Annotated in this window: 10 protein-coding genes; 1 reads left to right on the forward strand and 9 read right to left on the reverse strand. The window is 36.1% G+C overall.

Annotated elements, in window-relative coordinates; translation table 11 throughout:
- Window positions 1-102: 102 nt before the first annotated feature.
- From K7G79_RS12280 to K7G79_RS14815, 6 genes are all read right to left on the reverse strand, one after another.
- Window positions 103-3,060 (reverse strand): glycoside hydrolase domain-containing protein, encoded by a 2,958-nt coding sequence (locus K7G79_RS12280; RefSeq protein WP_223551885.1) that lies wholly within the window; start codon window positions 3,058-3,060, stop codon window positions 103-105.
- Between the two features lie 52 nt (window positions 3,061-3,112).
- A complete protein-coding gene (locus tag K7G79_RS12285) occupies window positions 3,113-4,705 on the reverse strand; it encodes a cellulase family glycosylhydrolase (RefSeq protein ID WP_223551886.1) in 1,593 nt (530 codons plus the stop codon).
- A 59-nt stretch (window positions 4,706-4,764) separates the two neighbouring features.
- Window positions 4,765-7,311: an alpha-N-acetylglucosaminidase gene (locus K7G79_RS12290; RefSeq protein WP_223551887.1), complete on the reverse strand. Its 2,547-nt coding sequence runs from the start codon at window positions 7,309-7,311 to the stop codon at window positions 4,765-4,767.
- A 436-nt stretch (window positions 7,312-7,747) separates the two neighbouring features.
- Window positions 7,748-9,277: a RagB/SusD family nutrient uptake outer membrane protein gene (locus K7G79_RS12295; RefSeq protein ID WP_223551888.1), complete on the reverse strand. Its 1,530-nt coding sequence runs from the start codon at window positions 9,275-9,277 to the stop codon at window positions 7,748-7,750.
- A gap of 13 nt (window positions 9,278-9,290) precedes the next feature.
- Entirely contained in the window at window positions 9,291-12,650 is a 3,360-nt protein-coding gene (locus K7G79_RS12300; protein ID WP_223551889.1) for a TonB-dependent receptor, read from the reverse strand.
- Window positions 12,651-12,824: 174 nt separating this feature from the next.
- On the reverse strand, window positions 12,825-13,976 hold the full coding sequence (locus K7G79_RS14815; RefSeq protein WP_223551890.1) for a FecR domain-containing protein: 1,152 nt from the start codon (window positions 13,974-13,976) through the stop codon (window positions 12,825-12,827).
- Between the two features lie 123 nt (window positions 13,977-14,099).
- Here K7G79_RS14815 and K7G79_RS12310 point away from each other — a divergent pair, with 123 nt between their 5' ends.
- Window positions 14,100-14,684, forward strand: a complete 585-nt coding sequence (locus K7G79_RS12310) for an RNA polymerase sigma factor (protein ID WP_223551891.1) — start codon at window positions 14,100-14,102, stop codon at window positions 14,682-14,684.
- Window positions 14,685-14,752: 68 nt separating this feature from the next.
- Here the strand turns inward: K7G79_RS12310 and K7G79_RS12315 are convergent, their stop codons facing one another.
- From K7G79_RS12315 to K7G79_RS12325, 3 genes are all read right to left on the reverse strand, one after another.
- Entirely contained in the window at window positions 14,753-15,841 is a 1,089-nt protein-coding gene (locus K7G79_RS12315) for an acyltransferase family protein (RefSeq protein WP_223551892.1), read from the reverse strand.
- Window positions 15,842-15,914: 73 nt separating this feature from the next.
- Window positions 15,915-17,324, reverse strand: coding sequence for a Gfo/Idh/MocA family protein (locus K7G79_RS12320; RefSeq protein WP_223551893.1), 1,410 nt, complete (start codon window positions 17,322-17,324; stop codon window positions 15,915-15,917).
- Between the two features lie 26 nt (window positions 17,325-17,350).
- The gene (locus K7G79_RS12325) at window positions 17,351-18,682 is read right to left on the reverse strand and encodes a sugar porter family MFS transporter (protein WP_223551894.1); all 1,332 of its coding nucleotides are present in this window, start codon (window positions 18,680-18,682) and stop codon (window positions 17,351-17,353) included.
- Between the last annotated feature and the right edge of the window lie 100 nt (window positions 18,683-18,782).

An 18,782-nucleotide genomic window follows, 5' to 3' on the forward strand; every position in this document is an offset into this window, starting at 1 on the left:
GATAATTCCAGCAAACAATTAATTATGCCCCTATAAACAAAGGGACACAGAAACTTTATTGCCCGTTTTCAAAAACTTTTGGACGGCAGTGTTATTTTATCATTATTCAACAACTAGCAACCAGCCTTTGGTAGGATCTATTGTAAGATCGTCATCTACAGAAAACAGCTGTTCTGGTTGAAAATTTTCAATTTTAGGAGCTTTCATTTTTACTTTGTTCATATCTATACCTACAGCCTCCCAATCGAAATTTAATTTTACATTTACCGTTTCTTTTGCCCAACTTGCCACAGCTATTAACATTTTACCTTCTTTTACATAGGCTGTGGCCTTTACCGCTGGATTGCTAGTGCTTACCACAGGTTGTTTCTCCCAATAGCCAATCATTTTAGAATCGGCAATACCAAATGCATCCCAAACTTTCCAAATCTGTCTGGGATCGCAAGTAACCCCATCAGTAAACCAAGGATAACGAACAGTCATACCATACACCATGCCACGCCATGGGTTTCCTCCAGCGTGTAGCATATCTCCCATATGACCAAATGGAATCCCAGAAACCTCTACCAGCCAATTTTCGGCAGGCATCTCATCGTATCTAAAACTCTCCCCAAACCAGAGTTTATCAAGGTACGGAAAGAACTCTGTATATTGTGTTGCTGGTCCTTTTGAAAACCCTGTATTGGAATGTAAATCCATCATACACCCTGGCTTTGTTCTATCCAAAATTTTACGCATACGTTTTAATATACGTCTATCGTAAGAGACATCATCCAGATACAATCCGTCAATATCTATATGTTTAACCAACCAAGCCAATCCTTCTAAATAGTAATTATACCAACGTGAATCACCAGGTGCATTGACAATAGAGGCATCAATACCATTTTCAAGTGGTGAATACCACTGCCAACGGTAATCGTCCACTAAATGTTCTTGTAACCACGGATAACCCCCACCTTTTCCTGTTCCTAAAATTTCATTACCCAAACTACGTAATGCCCATATCTCGGTAGTGTAATTGGTAAGTTCCCTGATGGTGTAATAAATTTTCACCTTTAGGTCCTTAGCATGCATTTGGTCTACAAAGCTTTTCATTTCCTTTGTTGCTACAAAAGGATAATTAATATAAGGGTTATACTTGCTGGCATGATGCAGGTTTACAATCTTAACACCATCCGTAATTTCATCATCTTTGGGCATAGGGTCCAATCCGTTATGGTAGTATCTATTGTCGAATTGTGCTTTAGAATCTATCTGTCTCACAGGAGTAATCAAAAATGCTACCTCGAAAACAAGACTTTCTCCTTTTTTAAATTGTCGTTGTCCAGAATAGATCGTTGCGGTTGTTTCATTAGTACCTTTCTCTATTGAAAAACCTCCTTTACCCCCATTATGCCAACTTTCTGGAGGCTCAGGCTTATAAAGATTAAGTAATGGTCCGTGATAACTACCACCTCTTAACTCTACATGTAGTCCACCATATGTGTTCCCAACCCAAAAACTATCGTGAGGCCCTTTCCATTTAGCTTCATGATTTTCTGGAATCTTTGTTCCCGGTAAACCCATACCCATCATATATTCTGCTATGCTGGACTGAAAGGGTATTTCTAATTTAAAATTGTCCAGTTGGCCATCCTGTTTTGCTACAAGTTTTATTTTATAGTTCAAATGACCGTCAAACTCGATAGTATTTGTAGTTTGAATCTCAAAATTTTCCGATTGGGCCGAAACCGATCTTTCAAAAATACCAGAATTTAGATTTGTTTTATGAACACTTGAAGTCACTACAGTTTCTCCTTCTAAAACATATTGTATAGAATTATTTAAAATCTCAGTATCCCAAACATTTATAGCAGATGGTAAACCTTGCTCATTTAATGCAACCCGTTTACCATATAGGTCAAGTTTGTTTTCCTCGATTAATGTAATTGGCTTGTAGGGTTTTGTTGGTTCAGTATCCAATCCAATGGTTGAATTCAACCAACGTAAACGTGAATGCCTCCATGGTTCATTATCACCTCTATCTGCAATAGTGTCTTCTGAAACATGTAAAATAATTTCAATAGTTTTATCGGGTTGATTATCGGTCTTAATAGTAACGTATCCTTTATATGTTCCCGATTGGGTAGTTGCTAAGATATCAGTACCAATCCATAAAGGTTGTATTTTACCTTTATTAACGTTAACCTGTTTTGTAAATGGTGTTCCGTATGGATCCACACCATGGGTATTAAAACAGGTAAAAGCACTGGCCGGAATAACACTATTATTTGAGGATTTTAAATCGTGAAATTCCAATGATACATTTTCCAAATCTGTTTTAGCCGCATAAATGCCAATTTGAAAAGCGTAGTATTCGTTTTTTAGAGCCTTACCTTCAAATTGATGAGTTATACCGTCTTTAATCCACTTTAAAGGCAAATAATCGCGCATTTTAATGGGATACTTTCTGTCTTCTGCTATGGCAATATAGTCAGATGTCGTACTGTTTGTCAACTGCTCCTCTTCGGCTTGAGTGGCAATAACTTCCATAGGATAAAATGAATCGAAATCAGTTCTGGCTTGAATTTCAGTACAAATTGCCTTTGGTAGTTTTTTCAATTTTTTGGACTGCTCCAATTTGTTTGTATCGATCCAATGCTTACTTGGTGCATCTTCATTTTTAAGATATCCATAACGATAGAACCCCCATTCATTATCTGGTTTAAAGGGCAAATAATAAAAATAATAGCTTCCTTTTTCAACAGGACCAAAAACTAACTTGCAGGTTTCATTGTTTACAATTAACCTATGTATGTTTGATATGGTATCTCCTGTTTTTGCATTGACAATCAAAAGCCTTCGATCTGCAGGGTTTTTATCATGACGCCTCCAGTTAAAGTCAAGTTTTACGGCATCGGCGTTTTTAGGAACCTCAACAATGGCCCTATGATTACCAAAGTCAGCTTCCCAAGGGGTTTCTGCAACATTATATTTAAGTTCAGTTTGTGCTATTGTCTGTTGTGCAGTACACATTACCATAGAAAGGGCAATTAGCCGTGACATTAATTCTTTCATATTCTCTTCTTTTATTTTTTTGTTCTATTAGGTAAGTTTTTACCTTTTATAATCATTTGATTAAAGTAAATGTGAGTTTTCGTTCCAATTTTTTTCCACTCGCTGGAATAACCAAATGACCTGCTTTTGAATGTTCCATTTCCTCTATAGAAACCCCTTCAATTTCAGGGGTCAATTGCAGGGTATCTTTATTTAGCTTACTTATATCAGATACATAAATTCGTGTTGGCGCTGTAATTGCTTCATCTTCGTGCCAAGTGCAGTTAAAGGTTCCAGACTCATAATCAAAACTATAATTTTCCAAAACCCCCGAAGTTTCAACAGGGTATGGCTTCTTTAATACATCCAGAAAAGAAGCTTCCAGCAAAAATTCGCCATAAGCCCAAAAGGCATCACTAAAACCATGTTTATTAAACTGGTTGAGCAAAAAATGTGCTGTTGGAATCAAATCTGGTGATTTTCCATGTAATGCCCCCCACTCACCTATTAAAACCGGAACATCCAACCGTTGTCCTGTTTGAGCAATACGTTCAAAAATTAATTCTACACGATCATTGCTTCCTAAGGTAAGCGCATCGGTATCGACCACTAAATCGTAACCATGCGCGGCATAAGCCACTAAAGGGTCTTTTTGTCCATTTTCATCAACAATTTCTCCAAGTGCACCTACCAATCCCATGTTGGTGAAATAGCTGTGCTCGGTAAAAATAATATGGTGTTTATTAACCTTACGGATTTCATCTCTCGCTTTTTGGTAAAATGCAGTCAACGTTCCTCTTTCAAAAACTGAATTAACCTCATAGATAACGTCCAACCATTTTTTATAGGTTTCTTTATCGGATAACGACCCTAAAACCTCCATTTTATTAGTATTCCACAAATGCATCACTTCTTCCAATGAAGGTGGGGCTTCTCCTGTTTGTTCAGCCAACAATTTTGCATAGGACTCTAAAAGCAATGGTGTAATTTTATTGGCCTCTGACCCCATAAACGGTTCGTTCATCACATCAAAACCAATTACTCTTGTGTTGTCCTTGTAGCGTTCTGCCAAATACTTCCATAGGTTTAAATAATGATCTTGGATGCCTACACCATCAGGTGCAGGTGTATTAGCCCAAAAATTATCAAATGCTGTTTGTACGGCGGGGCTAATCAAATAAGCCTCACTCCAAACATCGCCTGTAAGATGTGGCTGATCATTGGTTATTGTAGCCCAAGAGGGCGCACCATCACTAAAATCAACACTAAACAAATCTTGGTGCATATCCAGAAAAACATACAAATCATTGTCGGTTGCCCATTGTATCATGTCATCTATCCCCTTAAGATACTCTTGGTTATAGACTCCTGGTTCTGGCTCTAAACCATCCCATATAATACCCAATCTAATAACATTAAACCCCCATTCTTTAAACATTTTAAATTCTTCGGGAGTAATATGTCCTAAATAGTTGGTTTTGGGGTCTTTGTTACACACGCTAATGCCATGTAGGGTTAAAGTCCTGCCTAAAGAATCAACGAAGTTTTGCCCTTTAATTGAAACGTGCTTATTATGTTGATTCATCACCAATGTATCCTTGGGCTTACACATTTGAAAAAATAATGTGGTGATAAATAACAAACTAAACAATTGTACTCTTGTCATTTGTATAGATTTATCCTTTTATGTGAATTTAATTATTCGTATGGTTTTCAAAATATGTTTTAATCTTTAAGTATTAAAACCACTTTTCCTCTTGCACTCTCTTTTTCATCTATGTTTGACATATAAACCTTTATGGATGCCCCATTGTTTGCCCTTACTTCTTTAGACAGGTTAAATGGGTATAATGCATAGGGTGTTCTTTTACCAATAATACTAACCTTTTCAGTATTACCAACAATTATACCATCTGCAAGCAATTGTACTTTTTCGATACTTACATTCGTTTTCCCTCCTTCATAAACAAACTTAACACCTTTTAATTTTGATATATCGTCTCTTTTTATTGGTAATTCTATGATCTTATTTTTCGATGACCAATCTCCAGCAATTATATCATCTGACTTTGAAATTTCAGGAATTGGTTTTTCTATGGCTTCTTTCACTAAAGCCTTAGCCGATTCTAAAGGATTTGAAAAAGGGGTTATTTTGCTAACACCCTTTTTTAATACCCAGGCATCTTCAAACGCTCTGTTATCATAGGGTTCGTTCTTTTTTAAACTTTCTAATTTTCCAGCCATTCTTTCTCGGTAGTAATCTCGAGTTAAGCCACCCCACATTCTAGCAGCGTAATCATTTACTCCAGATCTTATTTTGGGTGCTCCCCATACTGTTAGAATGCGCCTGGCATCGACTTCATACTTATCCTGCTGTTCTGGATTCGTACTTGATGCACGAGCAAAATCAATCCATCTCTGTAAATTTAAGGTAGGATGATTTTCCAATAATTTATCTGCATCAGAAAGTAATTGCAATGCCCATTCACCTGCTTTATCCCGCGTTTCAAAATCCAAGTTTTGATGTGCATTATAGGTGTACCCAAACCAATCCTCGGCTTTATGGCATAAAACCGTTGCTGCAAATTCAAGAGCATCTGCTTTATAAAGTTCAGAATCTTTTAATTGATCTGCACAGGAAAGAAATTTAGTGATGGCTTCAAAAATACGGGGGTCTTTATTTATTGTGCCTTTAAACCAAGAACCACTATTTCCTTGAAAACCAAAACGCGGATGATCGGTCATGGTCCCATAACTGGTTTGTCTTAATAGTTGCCATGCTTCAGCCATTGCTGGCGGACATGCACCATATCGCGCTTTTGAATAATTTATATACCAGGCATCTAAATCAATAGCTTCATGTTCCCAGGCCATATCAGAGACCAGTTCAAAAGTTACATCATTATTTTCAATACCCTCAGGCGCGAATCCAAAACCAGCATTATTCTTTTTATATGGAGAGTTTAAAAGCTCAATGGGGTTTGTTGCATAATAATCATGTACACCGGTATGTCCTGTCTTTCCACCACTATTAAGCATAAAACCATAAATCCAAGGTTTGTTGTTATAGCCTTCGAAAACCTCATAATTATATCCATTTTTATAAGCTATCCCATTGTATTCGTATGCATAATCAAGAATCATCATTTTATCATCTGGAATTCTACTGAATAGGGCATTGGTTGTTGTCTTGTTCCAAATATGCCTTTGATAAGTAAACATCCAGCCTTGTACCACCCACACAGCTTCAGGATTTCCAGATTTTAAAGATTCATATATAGCACTTCCATAATCAGCTAAAAGTTCTGTAACCGGTTGGTCTGTTTTAGGAAGATCCAATTCGTTAAAACTATCCGCTAAATAATATTTACACTCACCAAATTCTTTTTCCCATTCTTCAATAAATAACTTTCCTATCTTCTTAAACAATGGTGTTCTTGGACTTAATAAAAAGGCGTGATATTGTTCTGGAAGACCACCCCAACTCACTTCCAAAAGTTCATTTTCTGGACTAATTCTCGTAATGTCTTTAGGCACAAAACCAGCAAAAGCTGGAACAATAGGGTTCATACCTAAAGCTTTCATTCTGGCCAATATTTTATGCTGTAGTTTAATTTGCCCTTCATGCCATTCGCTTGTTAACAACTCGCCATCAAGATCATTGATATTTCCCATACGTTGCCATGGCAATAAAGATGGCGCCGTATAAAACTTATTAATTTCCTCTTCTGTTAAGCCTAACTTTTTCCAAACCCTAGTCGCAATAGCTTCATTCGCTACCAAAGCTAAAGGAAAGTTCATCCCATGAAGTGCCATCCAATCAATTTCCTGTTCCCATCTTTTCCAATCCCAATACGGTGTTGAATATCCAAATGCACATACATTTAGGTAATAGCGATTCTCATAAGGTGTTGTAACAGTTTTTTGATATTGAGGGAGTTTTTCTGGAATATTGATATGAGAACCAGACCAAGTTACCATTGAATTTGTAGCATTCCTTAAATAATCATAAGCGCCTCTTGTAAGTGCTATACTTGAGTTTCCTGTAATAAGTACTTTATTGCTCTTTACTTCTATTTTATAAGCATCGGTGGAATCATTTTCTTCTAGCCTAAAGCTAAATCGTGATGCATTTTTCTCCCCTAAAGTTCTAATTAAAACCTCGTGGGCTGTTATTTCTTCAAATAATTGGGCATTTATTGGTTTATTACATGCTGTTAACAAGATTAATAAAGCCCCTACTTTAGCTATACTTTTTTTTAATGATTTCATCTTTAACACTTCTTATGAAAATAACATGTTTTCATACGTTTAAATTTTATTAATTATCTGATAATAAAATAATTATATAATTAAGAACGCATGCAACCACTCGTTGCACTCGTTCTCTCATTAAAATATTTAAACATCACCTTTGGTAAAATAATCTTTAAATGTTTTAATGTTTGTTTCATATATGAATAATATATTTACAAATAAACAAAAATACAATAATTATTGGCTTAGACTAGTAATAAATTATATATATAAAATTGTTTATTTAGAGTTAGTTATATCTACTAAATCTTTAGAGATTGTGATATAAACCTTAACTTAATCCACAACACTAAAAATATTAAATAAAAAAGCCCCGTAATCAAAAAAACTAAATCAAACTAACTCTTTTGATACGAGGCTTTACAATTTATTTAATCAACAATACCTAAATCTAATAACCAGAATTTTGTGTTAAATTTGGATTATTAATCAATTCAAAGTCAGGTATTGGCCAAGTATAGTCCCTAGGTGCTGTAAACACACGGTTCTCTAAAGGCACTACGCCCACAGCTGGTTGGTTCATAGTTGATTCTAACCATCTCCATCTGTGGTAATCGTAATAAAGGATACCTTCAGCAGCCAATTCAATGATTCTTTCTCGTCTTATAATGTCCCTAAAGCTATCTTTTGTAAGACCAGCAAAGGCTATTGGTGGTACAGCAATATCTGCTCCGCCAACACCAGCGCCTAATCCACCTCTAGTTCTCAAATCATTTATCATGTCCAATAATTCTTGAGATGGGCCATTAACCTCATTCATAGCTTCAACATAATTAAGCATCACTTCGCCTAACCTAAACACAATCCAATCGTTATGGCTTCTTTGTTCTGCAGTTTCATCTGGATTAATCCATTTTCTGAAATTTAACCAAGTGCCATTATTAACAAACATGGATCCTTCATAATCTACATCTTCTTCCCAATTGAATATGGACTGGTTTAATCTTGGATCTCTATTATCGAAAGGATTATTTTCATCATAAACTAAACTTGTTGAAATATCCTCACCGTTAATGTCTGGGTATCTATCAACTAAAGCTCTTGTTGGTGTAAAAATAGACCATGAGGCATGAAAACTAATAGGGCCTAGCCATTGTCCCAAGGAATGATGCCTTCCTGGTAGATCGGCATTCACCCTTGCCAAAATAATCTCAGAATTGCCTTCTCCTTCTGGTCTAAACAGCTCGGTATAATTATCATGCAGGCCAAAACCACCACCCATAATTTGATTGGCTAAGCTTGCACTTTCGGTAAGCATACTATTGTCTGCTGCCAAAGTACCTTCATATAACAAAATTCGTGACTTTAAGGCCATAGCCGCCCATCTACTAACCCTTCCATATTCTGGTGTATATCCTGACAACTCTGTTATGGTCTGATCCAATTCAGACAACACAAAACTTAATACCGTAGCCCTAGAGCTTGGTTCTACCTGACCTTCATCAACGCCCAATACACGATCTACTAATGGTACATTGCCAAATTGGTATAACAGCTTGTAATGTGCCCAAGCCCTAAAGAAACGAACCTGTCCTTTATACTTTGCCACTGCTGATTCTGATAATTCAGCTTTGTCTACATTATCCAAAAACCAGTTGGCATCCCTAATAGTCGCATATTGTCCAGTCCATAAACTATTTACTAGACTAGCACCAGGGCCAATACCCCCTGTAGAAATCTGAATAGAAGCTCCACTTTGGCTGAACATAATTTCAGTCAAGGCATCCCATTCAATCTGTCCCACATTATCTAAAGAAAAATAAAGGGCATTAGCTGCCTGACTAACTTCTTCTTCACTGGTCCAGAATGCATCTTCTGACAATGCTGTCACGGGAAGCTTGGTAATATCTTCTTCTGAACAACTTAGAAACATGCCAAGAGCAAAAATTACTAAGTATATTGTTTTTATATATCTTTTCATAATAATTATCTTTTTAGAAATTAATGTTTACACCCAATGCCACCGTCTTTAATGGAGGAACTATCAAACCATTAGCTTCTGGATCGAACCCAGTCCTAAAATCAGTAATAGTAAATAAATTAGTTCCTGTTAAATACAGTCTCGCTTTATTGATGTATTTGTTTTCACTAATTGGGAGCGTATACCCTATTTGTAAGTTCTTCAATCTTAAATAAGATGATTTAAAGGTCCAATAACTGGATGTTGTATAAAAGTTTTGGAAATAGGTTTGTTGTGCAAACAACAATAATCTTGGATAATTTCCATCTGGGTTACTAGTACTCCATGCATCATTAGCCTCTTGAGGAATCCATCCATAGTTTCCAAACAGGTCATTAAACCTATGTTCTTTAGACTTTGCAGTCCCTTGGAAAAATGCTTGAAAATCGAAATTTTTCCATTCGGCATTTAAGTTAATACCATAGGTGATTTTAGGTAAGGTCTCTGCAATGGCCACATTATCCTCAAAATTTAAAACACCATCACCATTTTGGTCCACATATCTAATATCTCCCAAAGTTGTATTAGGGCTTATTCCTGACGTTATTTCAGAGGTATATTCTGTTAGGTCAGCTTGTGTTTTAATAATACCTTCAGATTCATAACCATAAACAGTACCCAAGGCATCCCCTACACGGTAAGAGGTACTAAACTCTGAAAACGCATCGGTCAATTCTGTTATCTTATTGGTATTATACGTTCCATTAATTGAGATACCATATTTAAAATCTTCAGATATACTATTCTCATGATTTAAAACCAATTCAAATCCCTTGTTTTCAACACTACCGGCATTAATAGGCGGTCCACTCCTTCCTGTACCTACAGTTCCCGGTACAGGACTACCTAATAGAATATCTTTAGTATCTTTAATGTAATAATCCAATGATCCTGAAATAAAGCCATTATTTAATGAAAAATCAACCCCAAAGTTCGTTGTATTGGTAGTTTCCCATTTTAGGTCTCTAAAAGGCACGCCTCCTTCAGCAGCTGTCGACACAACCATATCTCCCATACCAAAAATATAAGTACCAAAAGAAATATTAGAAAAATAACTTCCAGACACCCTGTTATTACCTGTTGTACCATAAGAAGCTCTAAATTTAAGACGGTCTATAGCTGAAGAGTTAAAAAAGTCCTCTTTACTAATTACCCAGCCTAATGAAGCCGATGGGAAAAATCCGTATCTGTTTTCAGGCGCAAAAATAGAAGAGCCATCATAACGACCAACTAACTCCACAAAGTACTTCTCATCGTAGTTATAATTGATTCTACCAACCGCAGATTGCAATGCATTCTCACCAGTATTACTACTTAAACCAGTGATATCATCGTTATCTCCTGAGTTAGGTGCACTAAATTCGGTTAACAAATTATCAAATTGGAAATTTCTACGTCCAGCACTGATAAACGAATCCTTATTAAATTGTACATCCCAACCTGCCAAAACACCTATATTGTGTTTATCAATAGTCTTGTCGTAACTTAAAAAAGTTTGTGCATTGTACTGGTTATTATCACGCCATGTTTGTCCCATACTATTTACATCTGAAAACCATGGTGGTCCACCAGTAGTAGAACGCTTATAAATACTTGAAACCGACTTACTAGAACCTGAAATTAAAGAGTAACGTCCAATTAACTTAAGACCTTCTATAATCTCCCAGGTTAAATTGGTATTCGCTGTAAACGATTTGCTTTTCGTATTGGACGTACCAGCTTCCAATTCCCACATCACGTTCCAGAAGCCTCTACCATAAGCACCAGCCTGGTTAAAAAACTCGAATTCGCCATCGGCATTACGTACCGGTAAAAATGGCGCCGTAGAGTTCATATGCAAATAAATATTATCCAATCCAGCATTAACATTAGGTGCCGTATTATTGTTAAGTGTATAATTTAAGTTAACATCTAACTCAATATTATCCCTTAATTTGGTCTTTAAATTAGACCTTAAGGTATATTGTTTTCTGTCTATGCCCGATTTAACAATACCATCGGCATTTCTATAACCTAAAGACACATAATATGATGAGTTTTCATTACCACCATTTGCACTTAAAAAATAACGTTGGGTTACTTCTGTTTTTAAGAACTCTTTTTTCCAATCTGTATCTGGGTAAGCCGGATCGTTACCAGACTCAAACTTTGCTATATCTTCAGCTGTGAATAAGGGTTGACCACCTGAATTCACAGAGGCTTCGTTCATAATATTGGCCGATTGAATTGAATTGGCCGCCTTTTGGGTTGTGGTTAAATCTCCAAAACTTACAAAGCTTTCAAAATTAAAACTGGCTTTTTTGTTCTTTCCAGATTTAGTGGTCACGATAATTACACCCGCTGCCGCTCTAGATCCATAAATAGCAGAAGCTGCACCATCCTTTAAAACAGAAATCGCCTCAATATCATTAGGATCGATGGTAAACAAATCCTGAGGAACACCATCTACGATAAATAAAGGTGAATTATTACCAATGGTTGTAGCACCCCTTACCAATACAGATAAGCCTTGGTTATACCCACCATCTCTAATATACAAACCAGGTGCACGTCCTTGTAAGGCAGCTGTTATGTTTGGAGTAGTAATGTTACCTAATTCTTCAACATCAACAGGTGTAACAGCTGAAGTTACACTGGTAATTTTTTGGGTACCATAACCCACCAATATGATTTCATCAAGAGCACTAGCTTCCTCAACCAGTTGTATGCTGATATCCGTTTGATCTCCAACAGCAATTTCCTGTGTGGCAAAACCTACATAAGAAATAACCAATACGGCATCGCTAGAAGCGACATCAATGGAGAACTTTCCATCAAAATCGGTTTGTGTTCCGTTGGTTGTCCCTTTTTCTAAAATGGTAGCACCAGGTAGCGGTTGACCGTTGGCATCTTGAATGGTACCACTAACTTGAATTTGCTGAAGCTCTACCATAGAATTAGCTCCATTGACATCCTCAATTACAGCCTGAGATTCATTTCTTTTTATAATAACTTGCTGCTCTAAGTAAACAATGTTTACATTGAAGTCTTTAAATAAATTGTCTAATATTTTAGACAATTTTTCTTTTTTTGCATTTATACTAACAATTTTTTCTGTTTCAAAAACATTCTTTTCATACAGAAATTTGTAGTCAGTTTTTTGCTCAATTTCGTTTAACGCTGTCTTTATTGTTACTTCATTCAATGTTAAAGATACTTTAGTGTTTTGGCTGTAAGTATCTGTAGCATGAATCTGAAACAAAGAAAAAACAAGTAATAGTGTAGTTAGTTTCATCTTTAAACTAAGATTAGGGGTAGCCTTAGGCATACCTATCCTTTTAATGATTTTTTTCATACTTTTGTTGTTTGGTTTTAATAAAATTGTACATTTTTAAAATCACACCATGGACTGGGGAATGTTGCAGCATTTTCCAGTTTTTTTTATCATTAAATTCAATAAAAAAGGTAATTAGTAGTGATTTAATTCTGGTCGTAGAGTGTTAGTTTATGTCATACGCTAAAGTTTAATTTAATGGTTAATTAATATTTGTTTATTATTTATAGTGTAAGTAAAGGTCGCTGCCTCACTTAAGCTTCTCATCACCTGATGGATATCTTCAATATCAAACCTTGCTGTGAATTCTCGACTTTCTAAAGCTGTGTAGGCATTAGAAAAAGTGACATCATATTGTCTTTCCAGCTTTTTTAAAATATCATTAAATGGAACTTCATCCAATATAAGCCTCCCCTCACGCCAAGCCACATGTTGTTCGATATCTGTTTTACTAACAGTAATTTGTTTGTTTGTTTTGCTCCAACTCCCTAGTTGTTCAGGCTTTAAAACCTGAGGTTCATTACCATCATTTTCTTGAGTATCAAAAATACTCACAGAACCTTCAACCAATACCGTATTTATATGTTTATCCTCCGGATATGAAGAAATATTGAACTGGGTTCCCAAAACACGAATATCAAGCTCATCGGCATTAACAATAAAAGGATGTTTTTTATCTTTTACCACATCAAAATAAGCCTCTCCATTTATAAAAACCTTTCTGTCTAAACCGTTAATAAACTTCACCGGATATTTTAAAGACGTACCAGCATTTAAATGCACATTTGTACCATCGGAAAGCACTAAATTAAACCGTTTTCCAAATGGCACCGTTAATGTATTGTACACCAATTTATCTACACTAACACTATTGTCATAAGATAGTTGTTTCCCCGTTTGCAAGCCCATCACCTGGCCGTTTGCCCCTAAAATTTCAGTAGTTTGGTTTTCGTCTATAATTTTTACAGTACCATCTTCTAACTGTAAGGTAATCTTTTTCTCAGGCTTTAGGGTATCCATTTGTGGTTTATCTCCGTCCAATTGCATAAAATAACCCACCGCAATAAACAAAACAGCGACAGCGGCATATTTAAAGCCTTTAACAAACCTATTCCTACGCATTCTATTTTTTTCCGTTCTTATTTCATCAAGAACTTTTCTAGTGACTTCTTTGGCATCTGGATCGTTAATGCTAAACATAATGGCGTAATGGTCTTTTAAATAATCTTTAAACAACAATTTGTTGTTTGGGTTCTCAATCCACTTTATAAGTTTATCCAAATCTTTGGATGTCGCTGACTTTGAAACATATTTAACAATATACTTTTCTATTTTTTCAGGAATCACTGCAATCTTTTTATTTAATACTTATTACAAAGCCATTTTACAATACCCTAGGTTTTTGGTGTGTTTTTTAAATTATTTATAATTTTGTGCTACATTTACGAATAAATTAATGTTACCGTTAGTATGTTTAAAGATAACGCTTTTTTAATTGATAATCTTAAAAAAGGAAACGAAAAAGCATATACTTATTTAATAAATACTTACTATAAAAAATTATTTGTTTACGCCTTAAGCCTTACCCATGACTATGCTATGTCTCAAGACATCGTTCAAAATGTGTTTTTAAGAACCTGGGAATTTCGTTCTAATTTAAAAAGTGATTTTCCTATTAAGAACTTTTTATACAAATCTATTTATAACGAATTTGTTAATCAATACCATAGAAACCAATCTATTTCTGTTTTGGAAAAAGTATTTGTTGAAGCTTTGAGCGAAGTGGAAAATGAGGACTACCAAGAATTATTAGCTGAAAAAACAGCCTTGATCTCACGGGAAATTGAAAACTTACCCAAAAAGTGCAAACGTACTTTTTTATTGAGCAAACAAGAAGGCCTTACCAATATAGAAATAGCCGACTATTTAAATATATCGGTTAAAACCGTAGAGTATCACATAGCCAAAGCCTACAGCATCATAAGGGAAGGCATTGGAAAAAAGGCCCGTAAAGTGTTGTTTTTGCTTTTTGAAAATAGTTTAAAAACTCGATAAGCCTTAATTTTCTAATCGATGGTTTTACTCCTTTAATAATTCTTTAAATCTATTGTATAGCGTTTTGCTTAGACTTTAAAAAATATTTTTTGGCGGTATAAAAAATATAACAGGCCCAATTGGAGCATAATTACACCAATAATTAATACCACCGAACCATAACTTCCCGACACCTGCATTAATCCATGTAACAAAAACTCGGAAGTAAACCTAAAGTCAACCATACGATATGCCAGGTATATAAAAATAGGATTGAGTCCTATTAATACCAAAGGGAACGCCCATCTTGACTTTTTCTTCACATCTATGATGAAATAAAAGAATGCTAAAAATACAAGTGATAATCCAATGGTTAATACATTAAAGGAGCTGGACCATATTTCCTTATTTATAGGGTAAACTTTATGCCATAGTAGTGCCACTAGTATGAGCAGCACTCCTGAAACCAGCATAATGCCAACATTCTTAACAGATGCCCCTTTTGTCTTTTTAAGAACTCCCCCCATAATAGCTCCTGATATGGTAATAACTGCTGCAGACACCATTAAAAGTAAGCCTTGTGGGTCGTAATGCTCCCGAAACATGGTTCCTGGTAATAATAACCTGTCTATATAACCCGAAAAATTACCTTCTGGAGTCAATACGCCTGCCCCAATACCAGGTACGGGAATCAAGACCATTAGCCCCCAAAAACCCAATAAAATTCCTATGCTCCATAACCACTGCCCTTTAGTGCCAGTATATAAATATATTGATACCGCTATTAGGTAAGCCACCCCTATCTGGCCTAAAACACTGGCATATCTCAAATTTGGAAAATCGAAAGATAGTTTATTGTTATATAATACTCCTAGAAGTATTAAAACGACGGCTCTTTTTAAGGCTTTTTTCCACAGAACTTTTCGGCCAACACCCTGTTCTAAGTTACGACCTATAGAATAAGGTATCGCGACACCTGAAATGAACATAAACATAGGAAATATGAGATCCAAAAAATGAAAACCATTCCATTCTACATGGATCAATTGTTGTGACATCCACTGAATTATAGGCAGGCTTGTAGCTGCTGATAAAGCATGTATTAAGGCATCGCCCCCTATAATCCAAAACATGGTAAAGCCTCTAATGGCATCTAAAGATACTAATCGGGATTTCATTTAATTTTTAATTATCAAATTGAGTTCTTTTATTGATAGTATCAGATTTTCAGTTCATATAATATGTAAAAAATTACACATTTAAATTCACATCAAAAACCTTTCCGCCTTTAAGGCGACTTTTTTCGGCTTGAAACCCTATTAAATGGCTTTCCATTGAGGCTTCTATAGTAGATGTTAACTGTGTGGGGTCTTGTAATTTTACGGCCCTCACAAAGTCCCTAGCCAAACGCATATCACCACCACCATGGCCATGACCGGCATAGATACCGTCATTAATATCTTTAGCGGTCCAATGCTTTTGTTCCCTGGTTCTAAAATCAAAGACAGTCATACTATCCATATCACCAACAATATCACCCATAGTCCCCATAATGCGTGTACGTCTGCCACCATAACTGGTAAGGCCTTCCATAGAGAACGAAGCCGTGATATCGTCTTCAAACTGCATATTGACTACCTGATGGTCTACTACATCATTATCGCAATGGTACACACAACGTCCATAAGGCCCTGTCTTAAGGTTTTCCATAATGGAGTCTGTATCATGTTTTTCAAGTTTTAGGTGATGTAAGAATATTTTTCGTTCGGCATAAATCTTTATGGCCGAAAAAGGGCATTCCCGCTCCACGGCACAACCATCGGTACAACGCTTAGTACTGCCTTGGGGTGCACTTTGAGACCTAAACAACTTTAAAGACCCAAATGAAGATACTTTTTTACAGGGTTTCCCTACCAACCAGCGTATAATATCCGTGTCATGACAGGATTTTGAAAGTATCATAGGGGTTGACTTTTTTGAGTTCCCCCAATTGCCTCGCACAAACGAATGCGACATGTGGATATGTTCAACAGGTTCGAAGTGTTGCACACTAACCACCTCCCCTATTTTACCAGAATCGATAATTTCCTTCATCTTAACAAAATAAGGCGCGTAGCGAAGCACATGGCAAATCGCCACAATTTTTCCATATTTACGTTGTTGCTTTAATATATCGTAACATTCATCCCATGTTTGTGCAATTGCCTTTTCCAACAAAACATCATAGCCCATTTCAATGGCTTTCATCGCAGGACCATAATGCAGGGCATCGGGTGTAGTTATAATAACAGCATCTGCAAACTTAGGCCGTTCAAAAACATGTTCCCAGGTTATAAATTGATTGCTTTCAGAAATATTGTGGGACTTGGAAAAGTTATCCCTTCTGTATTTAATGGGTTCTGCTACACCTATTATGTTCAACTCTTTTGGGTTGTCTAGTGCATACCCTGCATATAAATTACCACGCCCACCTGCGCCAAGCACTATCGCGGTAATGGGTTGTTCAAAATTTATAGGTTGCACTTTTTTATCTTCAATATATTGTGTATCAACCAAATCTTTGGAACTCGCATTCACCATACCAATTCCTCCAACGGTAACTGCTGCCGATCCTAATCCTATACGTTTTAATGCTTCCCGTCTACTGAAATTACTTTTCATCTTATTATATTATTTAAAATTAGTATCTACTTATTCTCAAACTCAATTTCTTCCAAGGTTTTGTTTGTGGTCTCAAATAAAAATGTTCTAAAGAAAAAGAACCCTAAAAGCGTCATTATGGAAAAAAACGCAAAACTATATCCAATGCCTTTACCATCGCTAAATGCGCCCACAACTATTGGGAATAGAAAAGTAATGGACCCATTTACTATCCAATTGGAAAAAGACCCTAAGGCCATCCCTCTAGATCGTATGTTATTTGGAAATATCTCTGCCAATAATACAAATACCACAGCCCCCATAGATGAGGCAAAAAATGCCACATAGCAAATTAAGATACCCAATAATAACCAGCCTTCAGTATTAGCGGTATAGAACGCCCATGAAAAAACACCCAAAGAAATGGCCATTCCAATGGTGCCAACATACAATAGCTTTTTTCTTCCTATTTTATCAATTAAACTCATAGCCAATATGGTAAAAATTAAATTCGTGGCTCCTAAAATAACGGTTTGTCCTATTGCGGAATCCGTTGAAAAACCGGCGGCCCTAAATATATCGGTAGCATAGTAAAAAACAATGGCCACTCCAGTAAACTGACTGAATAATCCAATACAAATCCCTATGAGTGTAAACTTTAAGTTGGGCTTCTTAAACAGCTTTTCTTGCTTACCTTCCTGCTCCAACTTAATAGATGTTTCAATTTCTAAAATAATACTTTGTATATCGGCATTCGGATTTACATCTTTAATCGTCTCTCTGGCCGCTTCCTGATGTCCTGTTTGCATTAACCAACGTGGACTCTTTCGAACCTTATAAAGCAAAATCAAAAATGCCAATGCTGGTATCGCTTCTGAAATAAACATGTAACGCCAGTTATTTTTTCCAGTATCAATGAGTAAGTAATCCACAAAAAAGGCAACCAATATCCCTACAACCAAAGCCAGTTGAAAAGTAATAATTAGCCTTCCCCGATGTGTCGCTGGCGCTATTTCTGAAATGTAAATGGGCGACAGTACAGAGGCTGCCCCAACGGCCAAACCTCCAACAAACCTAAACAGAATAAAACTATTGATTTCTGGTGCCAGTCCCGTACCAACAGCTGAAACCAAAAACAACAAAGCAGAAAGCTTAAGCATTTCCCGTCTTCCATATATATCGCCCGGTTTACCTATACCTATGGCACCAATGATACACCCCAACAAAGCAGAGCTTACGGCCCAACCGGTCATGACATCATTCAATTGGAAATGCGATTTAAAAAAAGGTAATGCACCATTAATTACTGCCGTGTCAAAACCGTAAAGCAGCCCGCCTATGGCAGCTACCAGGGTATATAATATTAGTTTTCCTTTCATCTGTTTATGTTTATTGTTTTATAGAGGTTAAATGTAACTTTCCAAAACTATTTTTACGGTGTATCTAAATTTTAGTTATGAATGTTTAATGTATCTTTCA

The organism is Aestuariivivens sp. NBU2969 (assembly GCF_019931125.1).
Taxonomy (GTDB): domain Bacteria; phylum Bacteroidota; class Bacteroidia; order Flavobacteriales; family Flavobacteriaceae; genus Aestuariivivens; species Aestuariivivens marinum.